The sequence below is a fragment of the Gallibacterium salpingitidis genome (assembly GCF_030517105.1).
In the GTDB taxonomy this organism is placed as follows: domain Bacteria; phylum Pseudomonadota; class Gammaproteobacteria; order Enterobacterales; family Pasteurellaceae; genus Gallibacterium; species Gallibacterium salpingitidis.
Genome location: NZ_CP103875.1, coordinates 1,362,525 through 1,382,164 on the forward strand (window position 1 = coordinate 1,362,525; position 19,640 = coordinate 1,382,164).

General features: G+C 39.6%; 15 protein-coding genes and 2 tRNA genes. 2 read left to right on the forward strand and 15 right to left on the reverse strand.

Features of this window, described 5'->3' with window-relative positions; genetic code table 11:
* Positions 1-942: an ABC transporter ATP-binding protein gene (locus NYR30_RS06430; RefSeq protein WP_302502376.1), complete on the reverse strand. Its 942-nt coding sequence runs from the start codon at positions 940-942 to the stop codon at positions 1-3.
* Between the two features lie 124 nt (positions 943-1,066).
* Between NYR30_RS06430 and can the strand changes: the two genes are divergently transcribed.
* Complete coding sequence (gene can, locus NYR30_RS06435) at positions 1,067-1,762, forward strand: carbonate dehydratase (RefSeq protein WP_302502378.1); 696 nt, start codon at positions 1,067-1,069, stop codon at positions 1,760-1,762.
* On the opposite strand, the gene NYR30_RS06440 is transcribed toward can, so the two are convergent.
* The 3 genes from NYR30_RS06440 to dinB all read right to left on the reverse strand — a co-directional run bounded on the left by NYR30_RS06440 (position 1,759) and on the right by dinB (position 4,392).
* On the reverse strand, positions 1,759-2,295 hold the full coding sequence (locus NYR30_RS06440; protein WP_302502379.1) for an elongation factor P hydroxylase: 537 nt from the start codon (positions 2,293-2,295) through the stop codon (positions 1,759-1,761). The genes can and NYR30_RS06440 overlap by 4 nt on opposite strands.
* Positions 2,296-2,364: 69 nt before the next feature.
* Positions 2,365-3,228, reverse strand: coding sequence for a protease HtpX (gene htpX / locus NYR30_RS06445; RefSeq protein ID WP_066421839.1), 864 nt, complete (start codon positions 3,226-3,228; stop codon positions 2,365-2,367).
* A gap of 99 nt (positions 3,229-3,327) precedes the next feature.
* Complete coding sequence (dinB, locus tag NYR30_RS06450) at positions 3,328-4,392, reverse strand: DNA polymerase IV (protein ID WP_302502380.1); 1,065 nt, start codon at positions 4,390-4,392, stop codon at positions 3,328-3,330.
* 231 nt (positions 4,393-4,623) lie between these two features.
* Between dinB and NYR30_RS06455 the strand changes: the two genes are divergently transcribed.
* A tRNA-Ser gene (locus NYR30_RS06455) sits at positions 4,624-4,713 on the forward strand.
* Positions 4,714-4,777: 64 nt separating this feature from the next.
* Here the strand turns inward: NYR30_RS06455 and NYR30_RS06460 are convergent.
* The 11 genes from NYR30_RS06460 to fadD form a co-directional block, all read right to left on the reverse strand.
* Positions 4,778-7,750, reverse strand: a complete 2,973-nt coding sequence (locus NYR30_RS06460; RefSeq protein ID WP_302502381.1) for an autotransporter family protein — start codon at positions 7,748-7,750, stop codon at positions 4,778-4,780.
* Between the two features lie 185 nt (positions 7,751-7,935).
* A complete protein-coding gene (locus tag NYR30_RS06465) occupies positions 7,936-8,079 on the reverse strand; it encodes an ESPR domain-containing protein (protein ID WP_082987434.1) in 144 nt (47 codons plus the stop codon).
* 317 nt (positions 8,080-8,396) lie between these two features.
* Positions 8,397-9,311, reverse strand: a complete 915-nt coding sequence (truB, locus tag NYR30_RS06470; RefSeq protein ID WP_066111912.1) for a tRNA pseudouridine(55) synthase TruB — start codon at positions 9,309-9,311, stop codon at positions 8,397-8,399.
* A gap of 8 nt (positions 9,312-9,319) precedes the next feature.
* Entirely contained in the window at positions 9,320-9,700 is a 381-nt protein-coding gene (gene rbfA, locus NYR30_RS06475) for a 30S ribosome-binding factor RbfA (RefSeq protein WP_066108912.1), read from the reverse strand.
* 571 nt (positions 9,701-10,271) lie between these two features.
* A complete protein-coding gene (gene infB, locus NYR30_RS06480; RefSeq protein ID WP_066111914.1) occupies positions 10,272-12,851 on the reverse strand; it encodes a translation initiation factor IF-2 in 2,580 nt (859 codons plus the stop codon).
* A 17-nt stretch (positions 12,852-12,868) separates the two neighbouring features.
* Positions 12,869-14,353, reverse strand: a complete 1,485-nt coding sequence (gene nusA / locus NYR30_RS06485) for a transcription termination factor NusA (RefSeq protein ID WP_066111916.1) — start codon at positions 14,351-14,353, stop codon at positions 12,869-12,871.
* A 33-nt stretch (positions 14,354-14,386) separates the two neighbouring features.
* Positions 14,387-14,848: a ribosome maturation factor RimP gene (rimP, locus tag NYR30_RS06490; RefSeq protein ID WP_066108904.1), complete on the reverse strand. Its 462-nt coding sequence runs from the start codon at positions 14,846-14,848 to the stop codon at positions 14,387-14,389.
* Between the two features lie 166 nt (positions 14,849-15,014).
* Positions 15,015-15,091, reverse strand: a tRNA-Met gene (locus NYR30_RS06495).
* A 174-nt stretch (positions 15,092-15,265) separates the two neighbouring features.
* A complete protein-coding gene (gene sstT, locus NYR30_RS06500; RefSeq protein ID WP_066111918.1) occupies positions 15,266-16,516 on the reverse strand; it encodes a serine/threonine transporter SstT in 1,251 nt (416 codons plus the stop codon).
* Positions 16,517-16,705: 189 nt separating this feature from the next.
* A complete protein-coding gene (rnd, locus tag NYR30_RS06505; protein WP_066111920.1) occupies positions 16,706-17,839 on the reverse strand; it encodes a ribonuclease D in 1,134 nt (377 codons plus the stop codon).
* Positions 17,840-17,919: 80 nt separating this feature from the next.
* Positions 17,920-19,626, reverse strand: coding sequence for a long-chain-fatty-acid--CoA ligase FadD (gene fadD / locus NYR30_RS06510; protein WP_302502384.1), 1,707 nt, complete (start codon positions 19,624-19,626; stop codon positions 17,920-17,922).
* Positions 19,627-19,640 lie beyond the last annotated feature (14 nt).

Consider the following 19,640-nt stretch of genomic DNA (forward strand, 5'->3'; position numbering starts at 1 on the left):
TTATACTTCCTCCTGTTTTGCCTTATCCGCATCCGACTTACTCAATGCCATACTGACAAATAACTCTTCCAAACGATTCGCTTTATTGCGCATACTTAATACGGTAATGCCCTGTTTGGTTAATTCAGCAAACAAATTATTCAACCCTTGCTCACGATGTACTTCCACCTCCAACGTCATCGTATCAACCAAGTTAAAACGGTAATCTTGTAGCTGAATATGCTCTCCGCTTTGCGCCAAATCGAGAATAAAAGTTTCCGTTTCGAGTTTTGATAACAGCGCTTTCATTGAGGTATTCACCACCAAACGCCCTTGCTGAATGATGCCAATATTACGACACAGCATTTCCGCTTCTTCTAAATAGTGCGTAGTGAGAACAATGGTTGTCCCTTGTTGATTTAACTCTTGTAAGAATTGCCACATTGTGCGGCGAAGCTCAATATCCACACCCGCAGTTGGCTCATCTAAAATCAATAAACGCGGATTATGCATTAAAGCACGTGCGATCATTAAACGGCGTTTCATACCGCCAGATAAACGCATTGATTTCTGCTGCCGTTTATCCCATAAATCTAATTTTTTTAACCAATATTCCGCACGCTTTAATGCTTCTTGGCGCGGCACCCCATAATAACCAGCTTGATTGGTTAAAATATCGATCACTTTCTCAAAATTATTAAAGTTAAATTCTTGCGGAACGACACCTAGTTGCTTTTTCAGTTCGGTTAATTGGCTATCTAAGTCGTAACCAAATACTTTCACTTGTCCGCTAGTTTTGTTGACCAAAGAACTAATAATACCAATGGTAGTCGATTTACCTGCACCATTATGGCCAAGCAAGGCATAAAAATCACCTTCTTTTACTTGTAAATCAATACAATGCAAAGCTTTAAAGCCATTACTATAAGATTTTGTTAATTGATTTATTTCTAATGCAAACATTGATAATCCTTACATTGTTATTTTTTTATCAATTTAAATAAAAGTTCATAGGCAGGATAATTTTTATCGGTATAATGCAAAACGCCCGACAATATAGCATATCTTCAATAATTAAGGTGTAACAATGAAGAAAATCGAAAAACTATTTGCCAACAATTTTAAATGGGCAACGGAAATGAAAGAGCAACACGCAGACTACTTTGCCGATCTTGCAGAGCATCAAAAACCAACCTATTTATGGATTGGTTGTTCTGATAGCCGCGTTCCTGCTGAAAAACTTACCAATTTAGGTCCCGGTGAACTCTTTGTTCATCGTAACGTTGCCAATCAAGTTATCCATACCGATTTAAACTGCCTTTCCGTAGTGCAATATGCAGTTGATGTCCTCGATATTGAACACATTATTATTTGCGGTCATACCAATTGCGGCGGTATCCATGCAGCAATGACCAATGATGATCTTGGTTTAATTAATAACTGGTTGCTGCATATTCGCGATATTTGGTTTAAACATAGCCACTTACTTGGTAAGTTACCGCCAGAAAAACGCGCCGATGCGCTAACTCGTATTAACGTTGCCGAGCAAGTTTATAACTTAGGTTTATCCTCAATTGTGCGTTCCGCTTGGAATCGCGGTAAGAAACTGTCGTTACATGGTTGGGTTTATGATGTCAGCGATGGTTTCTTAATTGATCAGGGGGTTATTGCGACCAGCCGCGAAACGTTAGAAATCACCTATCGTCAAGCAATTGCAAAACTGCTGTTAGAATATGAAGAACAGCAGACCACGCCAACGACTAACACCAACAACAAAAGCTAAATTTTACTAACATCAAATTCAGCTAAGTTTATCTCTGTCGGTCTTTGATAAAACTCCGCTAATGCCAAGCGGAGTCTTTCCGCTCTTTTTGGCAAGCCTTTAGCCACATAGTCACAAACTTGTTGATACACCTTTTGTTTAAAAGGTGCCGTATCGCCCGGATTACCATTTAAATTATCTGCACTAGCAAAATAACGAAAACCTGCTGCATTGGCTAAAATCCACTCTAACGCTTGTGGTTTGATTTCAACTTTTTCAAATTCACGTTGTTGTGCTTCGCTGCGACCATCTGGTTCATACCAATAACCAAAATCTTCTAATTCGCGGCGCGCTTTGCCAGCAACCAACCAATGCGCGATTTCATGTAAACCGCTGCTATAAAAACCACGCGCAAAATAGATCGCGTTATAAGGTCTTTCCGCATTTGCCGGTAAATAAATCGGCTCATCACCGCCTTTTTCCAACTTTGTATTATATTCCGCATAAAAACAGCGATTAAAAATCGCCATTAAATCTTCTATTTTATGTTCCATACCCAAGACTCTAAAAAATAATTAATGCCTTAATCATTACAATTAAGGCATTAAAAAATAGCTAAATAATTATTTTAAATTTTGTAATGCTTCAATGCGTTTTTCCAATGGTGGGTGGCTCATAAATAAACTTGCCAATCCGCTTCTTTTACCATTAATCGCAAATGCAGCTAATTGTCCGGTTAGTTCTTCTGGTTCATGAATTGCTTGTAAACGTCGTAATGCTGCGATCATTTTTTGTTTACCAACTAAATGCGCTGAACCTGCATCAGCGTGAAACTCACGATAACGAGAGAACCACATTGCAATCATACTTGCCAAGAAACCAAACACAATTTCTAACACCATAGAAACTAAGAAATAGATTCCTGAATTAGAGCTGCTTTCTTCATCGCTGCTACGGCTTTGTGCAGCCACGCTGGCAATTAAACGTGATAAGAAGATCACGAATGTATTAAGCACACCTTGTAATAAGGTCATTGTCACCATATCGCCATTAGCAATATGGCTCACTTCGTGCGCTAGTACGGCTTCCGCTTCATCTCTGGTCATACTATTCAATAGACCTGTACTTACCGCAACCAAGGAGTTATTTTTGCTCGCACCAGTCGCAAACGCATTCACATCCGCAGAGTGATAAATCGCCACTTCCGGCATTGGTAAACCTAATTTTTCAGTTTGTTGTTTAACGGTATTGACTAACCAACGTTCTGTTTCATTTTGTGGATTAGTGATCACTTCTGCACCAACAGAACGTTTCGCCATCGTTTTTGACAAAAAGAGCGAAATTAATGAGCCACTAAAACCAAATAACGCAGCAAAAATTAATAATCCCATTGCATCTTGAGAACGAATTCCCGTCAGCGTCAAAATAATATTAAACACAAACAACACAGCCATGTTTGTGATTAAAAACAGTACAATCCTCATCATTTTTTCCATTCTCCCACAGTAATGATGTCATCAAAAACGGTCTTTTATATCGTATTTATTAAATCAATTTCAAGGGGTTAGCGAAGAATAATTTCGTGATTAGTCCCACAAGCTCATTTGTTGATACGCACTTTTCTCCGGCAAATATAAATGTAAACCGATTAGGCGCACTTTTCGCCCTCGACTGCGCTGCCACGCAATTTCTAATAATTGTTGATAATGCGCCAGATCACAAAGCAAACCTGTTTTTTCTACGGTAGTCTGCTGAAAATCAGTAAACTTCAATTTGATGCCTAACTTAAAAGTTTGCGTGGCAAAATTTAGCGCATATTTCTGCAAACGCTTTAATAACTGCTGATACAACTTTTGCATAATCAATTCACTTTCTATCGGCGAAGCCAAATCCGTCAATAAAGTTTCTTCAACACCAACAGATTTTGTGGCGCGGTGCGGTTGAACCTGCCGTTCATCATTTGCATGACTAAATTGCCAAATTCGTTCACCCATTTTACCTAGTTGATCATTTAAAGTATGACGCGGAAAGCGTTGTACATCGCCACAAGTTTCTAAGCCCATAGCCGCTAATTTCGTCATCACCACCTTACCGACACCGGGAATTTTGCGTAATGGTAAATCATGTACAAACTCTGCCACCTTTTCTGGCGGAATCACAAACTGCCCATTCGGTTTATTCTGTTCAGAAGCGACTTTGGCTAAAAACTTCAATGGTGCAACACCAGCCGAAGCGGTTAAATGCAATTCTTGCCAAATATCACGCCGAATCGCTTCCGCGATCCACGTTGCCGATCCCGAACACTGCGTTGAGTCAGTAACATCAAGGTAAGCTTCATCTAACGATAATGGCTCAATAATATCGGTATAACGTTGAAAAATTTGATGAATCTGTTGCGAAACCTGTTTATAAAAACTCATATTCACCGGCAGCAACACTAGATGCGGACAACGTTTTAACGCTTGGGCAGTGGACATCGCACTATGCAAGCCATATTTACGCGCAATATAGTTACAGGTTGCTAAAACACCACGTTGTTGCGGCGTTCCGCCAACGGCAACGGGTTTATCCGCTAGCGTTGGATTTTCTCGAATCTCAATTGCAGCATAAAAACAATCCATATCAATATGAATAATCTTGCGGTAAGCCATTTCCAAAATAGTAGGTAATTTTTAATAAATACAGTTTAACAAAACTACTGTATAAAAATACAGTATTTTATTGATTCTATCTGCTATTTTTTAGTTAATTACCGCAACCTGCTGATTTTTAGAAAACAACTTGGTTAAGATTAAATCAATCACTAAAAAAACTATTTTCCTTGCTTGACTTACGATCCTGAAATCCGTATGATTAGCCCCGCTTAGTTAGCCAACAACTGCGGAGGAATGGTCGAGTGGTTGAAGGCACCGGTCTTGAAAACCGGCGAGGATTTACGTCCTCCAAGAGTTCGAATCTCTTTTCCTCCGCCATCAAATTCTAAGAAGCCGTAAGTTTTATAACTTACGGCTTTTTTCGTTTTATTTATTACTCAAGTTAGAACTGAATGGATAAATTCACATTTCCAGCAACCGAATTAAACCCTTTAGCAAAGGTGGATTGTACACCAGCACCCAATGCCACATTTTGGCTGATTTGATATTTTGCACCTACATCAAGTTCACCTGTTACGCGAGATGGGTCACACTCTTCCAACGTAAATCGATATTTTGGATAATTCACAAACCCAGCACGTAAATAATTACCTCGATAGGTCATATCGTATCCAACTGCCGCTTTCGCTTGTAAACTTAAACGCTCATTAATTTGGAAATCCCCTTTAATACCGAGTTTTGCTATAAAGGCTTCGGTGCTTTGTTTATCAATGGCGAAATTAAAGTCTTTTGCTCCTTTCTCAATATAATCTTCAACCTCAACTCGTTGATAATCTAAACCGATAAATGGTGTGACTTTTGCCTGTGGATTCACTTGGAACGCTCTATTTAAGGTAATGCCAGTACGGAAATGGTTCGCTTTCATCTCACTTTCCGCAGTACGTCCTAAGAAACTAAGATGACGTTTACCGTCTAAATAAGCTTGCCCAATACCGGCATAAAAATCAATATCCCATTGTGGCGTTAATGCGGTATTACCATATATGCCAACCTGCCAGGTATCGGCTTTTAAGTTATGATTCGCCGCAGAATCATAACTGTCTGCATCAGTTTTAAGATAGCCAGCCGTTAAGCCCAATTTAGTGCTTTCAGTGACACAACGTTCACTGCCAATAGCAATACCGCTATGGGTGGCTTGATAGCCAGATAATCCGGATGAGCCATTTCGTTCATTCCATTCTCCTAACACTTTTGCCCAGACTTGATTATCACCAGCATCTGCTAAACAACGTCCTGTTGGTATTGCTTTAATTAAGGTATCAGTGGCTTCCATAATTACGCGGCTGGTACGAATACCTAATAGTGGTTGGATTTGCTCTACTGCATTGACTACGTCTTTTTCACTGGTTAATTTCATTAAGTCAAAAGCAATATCATTGTCTACTGAGGCTTTAATTTTATCTAAACTTGCTGCCATTGGAGCTAAGCAATCATCATCACACGCCTGTTTAACCAAATGTTCGATTAAACCTGGCTTTGGTTCAAGGGTAGGCTCGGGTTTAGGTTCTGGAGTCGGAGTTGGTTCAGGTTCTGGCTCTGGAGCTGGAACCGCTTTAGCATTTAAGTGCATCGCTTGTGGTTCATATAGTGCAGTAAAGTCGAATAAGATACTATTATCTTCTACTTTCGGATTAAAACGCCCTTTAAGCTCTCCATCAGTAGTTAAGACATTTAAGAAAGTATCATCGCCACCACGAAGTTTATCCGCATACACATAAAGTTTACTGCCCTCTTCAATCACAATATCTTTTGTACTATGTAATTGGCTGTAATCGTTATGGCTGTTAACATCTACTTGATAAGTGCCTTTAATTGCTAGTGAATCAATTAGTTGTTTACCGCCTGCTTGGGAATACAAAGTACCATTTGGATTAACTACCATATCGGTATGTGCAATGGTATTTGCTGCTAATGCAATTTTGCCTTCATTAATGGAAAAACCTAGATGTTGAATTCCTTCATCATCGGTATAGCCAGTGATAATATCTTTATCTAGCGTACCTGAAAGTGTCCACGTACCTGTACCTTCTTTAACTATCGTATCAAAGGCGAAGAATTTTTTACCCTTTGTGCCTTGGATATCATCCCATCCTTCACTTATTAAATCAGTACCATTAACTCCAAATTCTGATAGGCTCAACGATAGGTTTTCTTCACCACTAAGGGTAAGAGTATTGGTATTTTGTAACTCACTCGGCCCACTTTCAGGCCCAGTTTTGTCAATGGAAGACCACACCAATCCTTGGATATTATCGGGATCGGTGGCGAGATTTAAGGTATTGCGGCTGGAAACATAATCATCGTCAAAGTGAATCGCCCCTCTAGTAAATGGAGTTTGTTCATCTACTGGGAGAATCTTTGCATTGCCGGATAAGGTTAGCGTGATAGGGGATTCTTGTCCAAAACCCTCTTTTACATAGACACCTATGCTTCTTCCTTTGACCACACCGCTAGAGAGTATGATATCACCATTATTGTAGCTTGTACAAATACCACCACAATAACTCGTTCCTCCAGTGCCCGTTACGGTAGCACCTGATGACACGATGATATTGCCACTATAGCCTGCCTCAATACCTCTACTGGCCATTACGGTAGCACCTGATGACACGATGATATCGCCACTATAGGATGAAGAAATACCAGTACCATAATAACTTCCTTTTCCCGTTACAGTAGCACCTGATGACACGATGATATTGCCACTATGGAATGCATAAATAGCTCCGTGCCACTCCCCCCTTACGGTAGCTCCTGATGAGACGATGATATTGCCACTATATTCCGCATCAATACCGCGCTCCGCACTCGTTACGGTAGCTCCTGATACAGTGATATCGCCACTATAGGATGCTTTAATACCATACCTGCCATAACTCGTTACAGTAGCACCTGATGATACAGTGATATTGCCACTATTGCCTGCCTGAATACTACGACGGCCCGTTACGGTGGCTCCTGATACAGTGATATTGCCACTATTGGATGCAGCAAGACCAATATAAGAGCCCGTTATGGTAGCTCCTGATGATACGGTGATATTGCCACTATTGTGTGCCATAATACCATTCCCATAATCAATTCCTTTTCCCGTTACGGTAGCACCTGATGACACGATGATATTGCCACTATTGTTTGCACCAATACCATGATAGCCCCCAATTACGGTAGCATCCTCGACATAAGCAGAGGCACCCTCTCCATTTAGGCGAATACCATACTCTCGTTGGACACCTATCTTTAATCCACCTTTGAGCGTCAATAAACCATTATCAACGTAAATAGCGGTGTTATTATCCGACGATCCCGTTGCCGTAATTTCATTGTCGTTGCCCTCACCACCTTGTAGCGTCACGCTGTCATTTTTTCCAACGTTAATGATCAGCTCTTGATTCTGCTCATAGGTACATCTCCCATTGACCGTAATCGTTTGTTCTGTTGTGATTTCTCCTACAGGAGGACAATCCGCCCAAACAGGTAGAGACAGGGTGGCTAAAATTGCCCCTGCAAGGGCATTTAGCGTGAATTTGTAAGAATTATTTAGAGATTGAGAGGGGGGGGGGTAATTTGATTATTGGCAGCAATTTTTACTGAGCCTGATTTGCCTTTAGAGTGAGTATTTTCCGAAGCACATTGCCATAATTGCCTAACGGCATTCCAAACTAAACGATAGGTATGATTCATAAGAAGTTCCTTTGTTGCTAAGTGAATAATAAAGACATAACAGAAAACTCTCTGTCATACAGAAACGTTATTTAAAAATAACTTATGGTTAGCATATACCTATTTATGTATTTTTTGTCAATTTTTTAAAACTACAATCGCTATTTTTTAAGATTTTGTGAAATAGGACACATTTTATTCACAAATAGAATGCTAAAGAAACCGCAATAATTCAGGAAAGTGCAAGGATTTTACGAATTAGTACAAGTATTATGGATTGAGGTGGCTTGTAAACAAAAAATGCACAATGTTAATTTTTATCATTGTGCATTTTTACATTACTTATTGGAATTGACTAAGCGCCTTGGATGTAAGACATCACCAATCATTTCGGCAACGCCAATAAAATCGCCTTGGTCGCTATATATGGTATGCAAACCTTGCGTTGGTGTCGTTGTTAATTTTACACGTTGTCCAAAGATCAATTTCTGTGCGGTTTCTGGCGTTACGATCCATTTATTCAGATCGGTAATCGCAGTATCAATCGGCAGCAATAACTGATCTAACGCTGTAAAATCTTGTTGTTCCGCTAATGCCGCTAATTGTTCAATAGTGACCATTTTTTCATAAGGATAGTTAGCGACTTTTGTACGGCGCAACATTGTGACATGGGCGCCACAGCCTAAATATTCGCCTAAGTCATCAATTAAAGTGCGAATATAAGTGCCTTTGGAACAATGCACTGATAACGTTAAATAAGGCTCTTGGTATTCAATAAATTCTAACGAAAAAATGGTAATTGGACGTGCTTCACGCTCAATGGTAATACCTGCTCGTGCATATTCATATAGAGGTTTACCTTGATGTTTTAAGGCGGAAAACATTGTTGGCACCTGTTGCAATTCGCCAGTGAAATGCGGCAATGTGGCAAGAATCGTTGCTAAATCAACTGTTACTGCTCTTTGCTGCACCACTTGCCCTTCAGCATCAGAAGTATCAGTACGTTCGCCTAATTTCGCCGTTACCAAATAGCATTTATCTGCATCTAATAGATGTTGCGAAAATTTGGTGGCTTCCCCCAAACAAATTGGCAACATTCCTGTCGCTAATGGATCTAACGCTCCAGTATGCCCCGCTTTATTGGCTTGGAAATAACGTTTTACTTGTTGCAAAACGTGGTTGGAACTCGCCCCTTGCGGTTTATCCAATAACACAATGCCGTCAATATTACGCCCTTTTTTCGTTTTCGCCACGCTAACTCCTACTCTTCGTGATGTTTTGCCTTATCTTGATTCACGATTTGCGTCACTAAATTAGACATCCGCATGCCTTCGACTAAAGAGGTGTCGTAGATAAAGCGTAATTCTGGCACAATGCGTAAACGCATTGCTTTACCCAATAATGAGCGGATATAAGGTGATGCTTTTTCAAGACCGATTAAGCCTTGTTCAATTTGTGCTTCATCTTCATTAAATAAGAATGTCACGAAAACTTTTGCATAAGCAAGATCTCTGGATACTTCCACATCCGATACCGTTACCATACCAATGCGTGGATCTTTCACTTCACGCTGTAAAATAACGGCAATCTCTTTTTTGATTTCTTGTGCAACACGATCGCTGCGTTTAAATTCTCTTGCCATAGTTACTTAATCCTTAGAAATTTAAATCTCCCCTACCCCTCTTTATTTCATTAAAGAGGGGATCCTTTCATCACTTTTATCAGTCACCGCACATTGTGGCAATAAAAAAGCCCTTGTTTAATGGCTGAAATGCACTTTGCGGTGACAAAAAATTTGGTGTGATTACCAAAATGTACTGACTGCTATGCTTCACAAAACAAATTCCCTCTTCAAGATTGAAGAGGGTTAAATATTTGATGATTTAAATCTCCCCTACCCCTCTTTATTTCATTAAAGAGGGGTTCCTTTCATCACTTTTATCAGTCACCGCACATTGTGGCAATACAAAATTCTTATTTAGTAGCCAAAGTGCACATCATTGTGGCAATAAAAAAGCCCTTGTTTAATGGCTGAAATGCACTTTGCGGTAACAAAAAATTTTGTGTGATTACCAAAATGTACTGACTGCTATGCTTCACAAAACAAATTCCCTCTTCAAGATTGAAGAGGGTTAGGGAGATTTGAAAAACCAGCTAACTTAACTCGTTAGCTTTAAATGTGATCCTCTTTATTTTACTAAAGAGGAACGCTATTAAATTGAGCGTTTAATCTCAATAGTTTCAAATACTTCGATTTGGTCGCCGGTGCGAACATCGTTGTAGTTCTTCACGCCGATACCACATTCCATACCGTTACGTACTTCATTTACGTCATCTTTAAAGCGGCGGAGAGATTCGAGCTCGCCTTCAAAGATAACCACGTTATCACGCAATACGCGGATTGGATTATGACGTTTCACTACCCCTTCAATTACCATACATCCAGCAATTGCACCAAATTTCGGTGAACGGAATACATCGCGAACTTCGGCTAAACCAATAATTTCTTGTTTGAATTCCGGTTGTAACATACCGCTTAACGCTGCTTTGATTTCGTTAATTAAGTCATAAATCACTGAATAATAACGAAGATCTAAGTTTTCGCTTTCTACAATCTTACGTGCAGAAGCGTCAGCACGAACGTTGAAGCCAACGAGAATTGCATTTGATGCCGCCGCTAAGCTTGCATCAGTTTCGGTAATTCCACCAACACCAGAACCGATAATTTTCACTTTCACTTCATCAGTTGAAAGCTCTAATAACGCTTGGCAAATTGCTTCTACCGAACCTTGTACGTCCGCTTTAACGATAATGTTCAATTCTGACACATCGCCTTCAGTCATACTGCTGAACATATTTTCTAGTTTCGCTTTTTGCTGACGAGCAAGTTTCACTTCGCGGAATTTACCTTGACGATATAACGCTACTTCGCGCGCTTTTTTCTCATCACGCACAACGGTCATTTCATCACCCGCTGCCGGTACGCCAGATAAACCTAAAATTTCTACCGGAATAGATGGCCCTGCGGTTTTCACTTCCTTACCGATTTCATTACGCATCGCACGCACACGACCGTATTCCAAACCGCAAAGTACAATATCACCACGATTTAAGGTACCTGATTGCACTAATACTGTCGCTACTGGACCACGACCTTTATCTAAGTAAGACTCGATAACAACCCCGCTTGCCATACCATCTTTAACCGCAGTTAATTCAAGTACTTCAGCTTGTAATAGAATCGCGTCTAATAATTCGTCAATACCTAAGCCTTTCTTCGCTGATACATTAACAAATTGAGTATCACCACCCCAATCTTCTGAAATTACACCATGTTGTGATAACTCAGTTTTTACGCGATCTGGATCCGCTTCTGGTTTATCGATCTTGTTCACTGCAACCACGAGCGGTACATTCGCTGCTTTAGCGTGTTGAATCGCTTCGATAGTTTGCGGCATCACACCATCGTCAGCAGCAACAACTAACACCACGATATCTGTTGCTTGTGCACCACGAGCACGCATTGAGGTAAACGCCGCGTGTCCCGGAGTATCTAAGAAAGTAATATCACCGTTTGGTGTATGTACGTGGTAAGCACCGATATGTTGCGTAATACCACCGGCTTCGCCTGCTGCCACTTTCGCTTTACGAATATAGTCAAGCAATGAGGTTTTACCATGGTCAACGTGTCCCATAATGGTTACAACTGGTGCACGCGGTTCTGATTCCGCGTTCATATCACGATCGCTTAATACTGCTTCTTCAAGCTCATTTTCACGACGTAATACCACTTTATGCCCCATTTCTTCAGCAACAAGTTGTGCTGTTTCTTGGTCAATCACTTGGTTGATGGTTGCCATTGCGCCCATTTTCATCATTGTTTTAATGACTTCAGTCGCTTTTACTGCCATTTTGTTCGCTAATTCGCCAACGGTAATGGTTTCACCAATGACTACATCACGAGAAACTGGTTGTGCAGGTTTGGTAAAGCTTTGCTGTAACGCACTCTTACGGTTCGATTTTTTATTACCTTTACCGCTTTGTTGATTGTTACGGCGATTGGCTTCACGCTCATTTTTAGAAGATTCTTCATCACGACCGTTTTTCTTGGTCTTAGTGACTTTCTTACCACGACCACGATTTTCATTGCGGCGATCTTCTTCATTTTCCGCTTCACGCGCATAAGATGAAGTGAAATGATAGTCAGAATAGTCATCTGCATCATCATCAGCCATATCATCATCAGAGAAATCTGCATAACGTTTCGCATCTTCAGCAGCTTTACGCGCTTGTTCTTCCGCTTTTTGGCGTGCCGCTTCTTCCGCTTTACGGCGGAATTCGGCTTCTTCTGCTTTACGTTTTTGTTTGCTTTCGTCTTTTTCCGCTGATTTTTTCGCTGGTTCAGCTTTCTTCGCCACTTTCGCTTCTACTTTTGCGGTTTCTTTAGCCGCTTCTGCTTTGGCAGCTGCTTCTTTCTTCGCTTTTTCTTCAGCCTCTTTTTTCGCTTTCGCTTCGGCTTCTTGTTTTGCTTTTTCTTCAGCTTCTTTCTTCGCTTTTGCTTCCGCTTCTTGGCGAGCTTTCGCTTCTAAACGTGCTTGTTCTGCTGCTTGTTTTTCCATTTCAGCTTGCGCACGTGTATCGATCACACGTGTTTTACGTGTTTCGATTTTTACTTCTTTACTTTTCCCACTACCATTTTGTTGTACCGTCAACGTACTATGCGTTGAACGTTTCAACTTTAACTTAGTTGGTTTTTTCTCGGTTGTTTGGGTATCAGTTTTTTTATCAGTCATCTGTACACCACCTTCAATTATTCATTTCCAAACCAGCAGATATTACGCGCTGCCATAATTAAATCTGCCGCTTGTTCTGCAGAAAGTTCTTCAATATCACTTAAATCATCAACGCCTTGCTCAGCAAGTTCTTCTAAAGTAGTGATATTTTTCTCTGCCAATTTCACTGCTAAATGACGATTCATACCTTCTAAATTTAGCAACGCTTCTTCAACATTGATATTCGCTAACGCTGCTTCTTCCGCTAAGGCAATTTTCGTCAAAGCTTCTTTCGCACGATTGCGTAACTCTTCTGCAAGATCTTCATCGAAACCATCGATTTCTAATAACTCTTCCATTGGTACATAGGCAATTTCTTCCAATTTGCTGAAACCTTCTTCAGAAAGTAATGCTGCAAATTCTTCATCAAGATCCAATGCTTCCATAAAGAGATTAATTGTTTTTTGGTTTTCCGCTTGATGTTTATTTTCTAAATCATCGCTGCTCATTACGTTGAGCGTCCAACCAGTAAGTTGTGAAGCAAGTTTTACGTTTTGTCCGTTACGACCAATCGCTTGTGCAAGATTTGCTGATTCCACAGCGATATCCATTGATTTCTTATCTTCATCAACCACGATTGACACGACATCCGCTGGTGCCATTGCATTGATCACGAATTGCGCTGGGTTATCATCCCATAACACGATATCAACACGTTCGCCATCTAACTCATTGGTAATAGCTTGTACACGCGCACCACGCATACCAACGCAAGCTCCTACTGGATCAATACGTTTGTCGTGACTTTTTACAGCAATTTTCGCGCGGATACCTGGATCACGTGTTGCTGCTTTAATTTCGATCACGCCTTCGCCGATTTCTGGCACTTCAATTTTGAATAACTCGATCAACATTTCTGGTTTAGAACGAGTAACGAAAAGTTGTACTCCTTTCGCTTCAGGATTCACTTTATAAAGCACACCACGTACACGATCTCCTGCGCGGAAATTTTCACGCGGTAACAAATCTTCACGTAAAATCATCGCTTCAGCTTGGTTTCCTAAATCAAGAATAACGTTATCGCGATTTACTTTTTTCACTACACCAGTGATGATTTCGCCTTCTCTTTCTTTAAATTGTTCAACCACTTTATTACGTTCTGCATCACGAATTTTTGCACTGATAACTTGGCGTGCGGTTTGCATGGTAATACGGTCAAACGCGATCGATTCGATTTCATCTTCAATGTAATCACCCAATTTAATATCTGGCTCTTCCATTTGTGCCGCTTCTAGGGTGATTTCACGAGTTGGATGCGTAACGTGTTCTACCACTAACCAACGACGATAAGTAACAAAATCACCAGTTTTTTGGTTAATGGATACGCGAACATCAATTTCTTGTTCATATTTTTTCTTGGTAGAAATGGCTAATGCACTTTCCAATGCTTCGAAAATCTTCTCTCGAGGCAATAACTTTTCATTTGATACTGCTTCTGCAGCTAATAAAATTTCTTTGCTCATGGTTATCTCTCTATTAATTTTTACAATTCTGGATTAGAAGGTAATCTTTGGTACGATATTCGCTTTTTGAATATTGCTAAATGCAAATACTTGCGGCTGTCCTTCTACATTTAAGGTAATCATATCGCCATCAACACTGACTAAATCACCTTGCCATTTACGACGACCTGACATCGCGATGCGTAAATGCACAATAATTTCTTGTCCAATAAAACGTTGATAATGTGCTAATGTAAACAGCGGTCGATCTAACCCTGGTGATGACACTTCAAGGTTGTATTTATCGCTGATTGGATCTTCTACATCTAAGATTGCTCCGACTTCACGACTTACATCACTACAATCATCAATAGTTACGCCATTTTCCTTATCAATATATAGACGGACTGTTGAATAGCGACCAGCACGTGTACATTCGATACCAACTAATTCGTATCCCATGCCTTCAACAGTAGGTTGTAATAGATCTTGTAATTTCTGTTCTAGTGTTGCCAAAGATAATCTCCTTGTTCATTGTCAAATTATAGGTATAAAAAAAGGGCTTTTAAGCCCCGTTTCTTCGTGTTTACCAAACTGAACAAATAAATTTTTCTTACAAAATTTATTCCACAAAAAAACCCCTAACGGGGCTTCAATTCTTTAGAACCAATTCATTGAAAATTGGTTGCGGGGGCTGGATTTGAACCAACGACCTTCGGGTTATGAGCCCGACGAGCTACCAAGCTGCTCCACCCCGCGTCTGAAATCTGTGGCGTATTATACAGATATTTTATTGCTCATCAAGCATTTTATCTTTAATCCGCACCACGATCTAAATAACTGCATAAAAATAAGACAACTTATTTTTTACGTTTTTGTCATAAAAAATGGTGTAATCGCGCGATTACACCATCTATTTTGTATTAATTTCTATTAAGCTTGTTGGCTCTTTCTGTCTTCTTCGATACAAGCTGCTGCAGTAAAGATAACATCAGTTGATGAGTTTAATGCAGTTTCTGTTGAGTCTTGTAATACACCGATAATAAAGCCAACCCCGATAACTTGCGCCGCAATATCATTAGAGATACCGAATAAGCTACAAGCTAATGGAATTAATAATAGTGAACCACCAGCAACACCTGACGCACCACAAGCACATACTGTCGCTACAATACTTAATAAGAACGCAGTTGGAATGCTGACTTCAATGCCTAAAGTATGTACTGCTGCTAAGGTTAAAATGGTAATGGTGATCGCCGCACCGCCCATATTGATAGTTGCCCCTAATGGAATAGAAACGGAATAAGTTTCTTCTTTTAAACCTAAACGTTGTGCTAATTCCATATTTACTGGGATATTCGCTGCGGAACTACGTGTAAAGAAGGCTGTTAAACCACTAACACGAATACAAGTCCACACTAATGGGTATGGATTTTGTCTAGTTTTCCAATACACCAAAATTGGATTAACAATAAAGGCAACAAATAGCATTGAACCGATTAATACCGCTAATACTTGTACATAACCGCCTAATGCTGCTAGACCTCTATCGGCTAACGTTGAAGCTACTAAACCAAAAACACCAATTGGCGCAAATGCAATTACCACTTTTACTACCATAGAAACGGCTTCTGAAATATCACCGAAAACGTTTTTGGTGGTTTCAGATGAATGACGTAATGCAATTCCTAAACCAATTGCCCAAGCTAAAATACCGATAAAGTTAGCATTTAATAGCGCATTGAAAGGATTATCGACAACATTAAAAATTAAAGTGCTAAGCACTTGTCCCACACTTTCTGGCGGTGCAATAGATTTTTCCGCTTCACCTAATGCCAATTCAGTTGGGAAAAGAAAACTTGCGATTACTGCCACTAATGCTGATAAGAATGTACCTAATAGGTAAAGATGAATAATACTTTTCAGATTATTTTTTTCACCAACACGACGATTGGCAATCGCTGATACCACTAACACAAAAATCAAAATTGGTGCGATAGAACGTAAAGAACGCACAAAAAGTTGCCCCAAAAAGCTGACATCTTCTGCTAAATTAGTTCCTAATGCAGGTTCTAGATATGGAGAAATTAATGCAAGAAGAATCCCCAATAATAGACCTGTTGCCACTCTTTTCACTAATGAACCCTGAAATAGTAGCGCCGAAAAACGAGATGAAGTAACCATAATTATAATATCTATAAATGTTGTGTTGATAATTAAGAGATCCACCGACCTCCGCCCGCCTCTAAAGATAGCGGAAATTATAAATTATGCAAACAAAATAATTGAAAAATAATCTTTTTTCTCAATCGATGAATAACATATAAAAAAGCACTATATTTTTTAAAAATTATCAATTTATTTTGCTAGCGATTACTCCTTAGGCTGTAAACTATTTAACAAAGCTTCCCCATAAGGACGACGCCAAGATTGTAATAATTCTGGTAACCGTTCTTGCGGTTGTCCAGACCAATACCATTTCAACAGTTGATGTAACGCTTTTTTACTCGCTACCACTTGCTGCGGTAATTGATCTTTTACAAGTTGTTTTAAGGTTTTTTGTAACCCATTCATCTGTTTTTTATAACCAGAACGTTCTGAAATATTCTCAATCAGCTCTGGATATTCTTCCGCAGGAACACGTTTCGCTTGCTCAATCAAAAGTAAAAGTTTTTTACCATGATGTTTGATTTCCATTGGATGCAAGCCTAATTCCAGCAATTGCGAGGTGTGTTTCGGTGCATGAATTGCGGTTTGCACCAATCCTTCATTACTAACAATAAAATTAAGCGCTAAATTTCGTTTTATTCCCTCTTGCAGACGCCATTTTGCTAAAAATTTTAAATTATTTAGTTCCTCTCGATTAAGGCGCCACGCGTTACCAATATCCAAATAAGCACGTTCTGGTATTGGTTGTTTGCAACGTTTTTCCGCCACAAATTGGCACTCTTGCTTGATCACTTCTGCCCATTGCGAGTTTTGCATCGTAGCTGCCATTTGTTGATAAACGGGTAATAAATAATAGACATCAGCCGCTGCATACTGTAATTGACGATCACTCAATGGACGTTTTAACCAATCAGTACGTGACATTTTTTTATCTAATTGCACTTGTAAATAATGTTCGACCAAAAGAGCAAATCCTGCAGAAAGCGGAAAACCTAAAAAATTTGCCGCAATTTGTGTATCCATCAATGGTTGCGGTAGTTGTCCAAATTGTTGATAAAAAATTTCGATATCTTCGCCACTGGCGTGTAAGACTTTAATTACCTGTTGATTCGTTAATAATGCAATAAAAGGCTGCCACTCGGTAATCGTCAATGAATCAATTAATGCAACCTGTTCACCATAATAGAGTTGAATTAAGCCGAGTTTAGCGTAATAGCTACGAATTCGTTCAAACTCGGTATCCAACGCCACAACAGGATGTTGTTGGGCAGCTTGACATAGTTGTTGTAATTGTTGGTTATTCTGAATAATTTGGTATGGAATTGATAAGTTTTGCATAAATTAATTGCTCAAATATCATTCAAAAAAGAAGGCATGAACTTCATGCCTTCAACATTATAAAATAAAAAATAAGATAACTATGCTTCTTCTGCGGTAGTTGCAGCACTAGCACGTTTAGCTAATTCCTCTTCACGAACAACGCGACGTAAGATTTTCCCTACATTACTCTTCGGTAACTCTTCACGAAATTCAATTTCTTTTGGAATTTTATAACCAGTTAAATATTTACGACAATGTTTACGCAATTCATCACGCGTTAAACTTTCGTCTTTCTTCGCTACTACTGCTTTAATAATTTCACCGGAAACCGGATGTGGAATACCGATAACAGCGGCTTCTTTCACTTTCGGATTTAGCATAATTACATCTTCCACTTCATTTGGATAGACGTTAAAACCAGACACAATGATCATATCTTTCTTACGATCAACGATCCGTAATTGGTAATCATCGTCCATTTCCACAATATCACCAGTCGCCATCCAGCCATCTTTTAATACTGCTGCGGTTTCTTCAGGTTTATTCCAATAACCTTGCATTACTTGTGCACCTTTCACCCAAAGCTCGCCCGGTTGATTTAAACCAACTTCATTGCCGTTATCATCCATAATTTTAATATCGGTATCTGGCACTGGTACCCCGATTTTTCCGGCATGACCGGCAAAATTAGCTGGATTACACGCAATCAATGGTGAGCATTCCGTCATACCATAACCTTCTAAAATATGACAGCCTGTCACTTCAAACCAACGCTGCGCCACCGCTTTTTGTACTGATACTCCACCGCCAACAGTCAAGCGCAATTGAGAGAAATCAACCTCTTTTAATTCCTCTTGATGCAACAATGAATTAAAGAGTGTATTTACCCCAGTAATTGCAATTGGACGATATCGTTTTAATTCTTTAATTAAATTTGGTAAATCGCGCGGATTTGTAATCAAACCCCCAGTCAAACCAAAATCAATAAATAACAACGCATTAACTGTTAAAGAGAAAACGTGATACATCGGCAGAATAATAGTGGCATAACGATTTTTGCCCGCTTTGACAAAAGGTTCAGCCAACCATTTTGCTTGGGCAATGTTATAAATCATATTGCCATGTGTCAGCATTGCACCTTTGGCAACGCCTGTTGTACCGCCTGTATATTGTAAAAATGCCAGATCTTTCTTACCGATTTCTGGACGGATATATTGACGATATTTTCCAATCCGTAACACTTCGCGGAAAGTTACCGCGTGTGGCAATTTATATTTTGGTACTAACTTTTTGATATATTTAACAATAAAATTCACTAATGTTCTTTTGCCAAATGACAGTTGATCGCCCATTCTGGTCAAAATGACATGTTTCACATCAGTATTAAAGACCACTTTTTCTAATGTGGAAGCAAAGTTAGAAACGACAACAATCGCGGTTGCGCCACTATCTTTTAATTGGTGTTCTAATTCTCTTGGTGTATAAAGCGGATTAACATTCACCACTACCAAACCTGCACGCAATACGCCAAATAAAGCGATTGGATATTGCAACAAATTAGGCATCATCAACGCAACGCGTTCGCCTCTTTCGAGTTTTAATTCATTTTGTAAATAGGCTGCAAATGCTCGGCTGCGCTCTTCTAATTTACGATAGGTTAATACCTGCCCCATATTGACATACGCTGGGCGATCTGGATGTTCTCTTACCGCCTTTTCCAACATTTCCACTAAAGACGACAATGCTAAAGTATTTGGATCCATGCGTGATTCCGCTGGATAATTTTTAACCCACAATCTTTCCATGTTTATCTTATCTA

Coding starts and splice junctions, on each gene's coding strand:
- NYR30_RS06430 (WP_302502376.1), bottom strand. CDS start 942: ATGTTTGCATTAGAAATAAATCAATTAACAAAATCTTATAGTAATGGC.
- can (WP_302502378.1), top strand. CDS start 1,067: ATGAAGAAAATCGAAAAACTATTTGCCAACAATTTTAAATGGGCAACG.
- NYR30_RS06440 (WP_302502379.1), bottom strand. CDS start 2,295: ATGGAACATAAAATAGAAGATTTAATGGCGATTTTTAATCGCTGTTTT.
- htpX (WP_066421839.1), bottom strand. CDS start 3,228: ATGATGAGGATTGTACTGTTTTTAATCACAAACATGGCTGTGTTGTTT.
- dinB (WP_302502380.1), bottom strand. CDS start 4,392: ATGGCTTACCGCAAGATTATTCATATTGATATGGATTGTTTTTATGCT.
- NYR30_RS06465 (WP_082987434.1), bottom strand. CDS start 8,079: ATGAATCATACCTATCGTTTAGTTTGGAATGCCGTTAGGCAATTATGG.
- rbfA (WP_066108912.1), bottom strand. CDS start 9,700: ATGGCAAGAGAATTTAAACGCAGCGATCGTGTTGCACAAGAAATCAAA.
- infB (WP_066111914.1), bottom strand. CDS start 12,851: ATGACTGATAAAAAAACTGATACCCAAACAACCGAGAAAAAACCAACT.
- nusA (WP_066111916.1), bottom strand. CDS start 14,353: ATGAGCAAAGAAATTTTATTAGCTGCAGAAGCAGTATCAAATGAAAAG.
- sstT (WP_066111918.1), bottom strand. CDS start 16,516: ATGGTTACTTCATCTCGTTTTTCGGCGCTACTATTTCAGGGTTCATTA.
- rnd (WP_066111920.1), bottom strand. CDS start 17,839: ATGCAAAACTTATCAATTCCATACCAAATTATTCAGAATAACCAACAA.
- fadD (WP_302502384.1), bottom strand. CDS start 19,626: ATGGAAAGATTGTGGGTTAAAAATTATCCAGCGGAATCACGCATGGAT.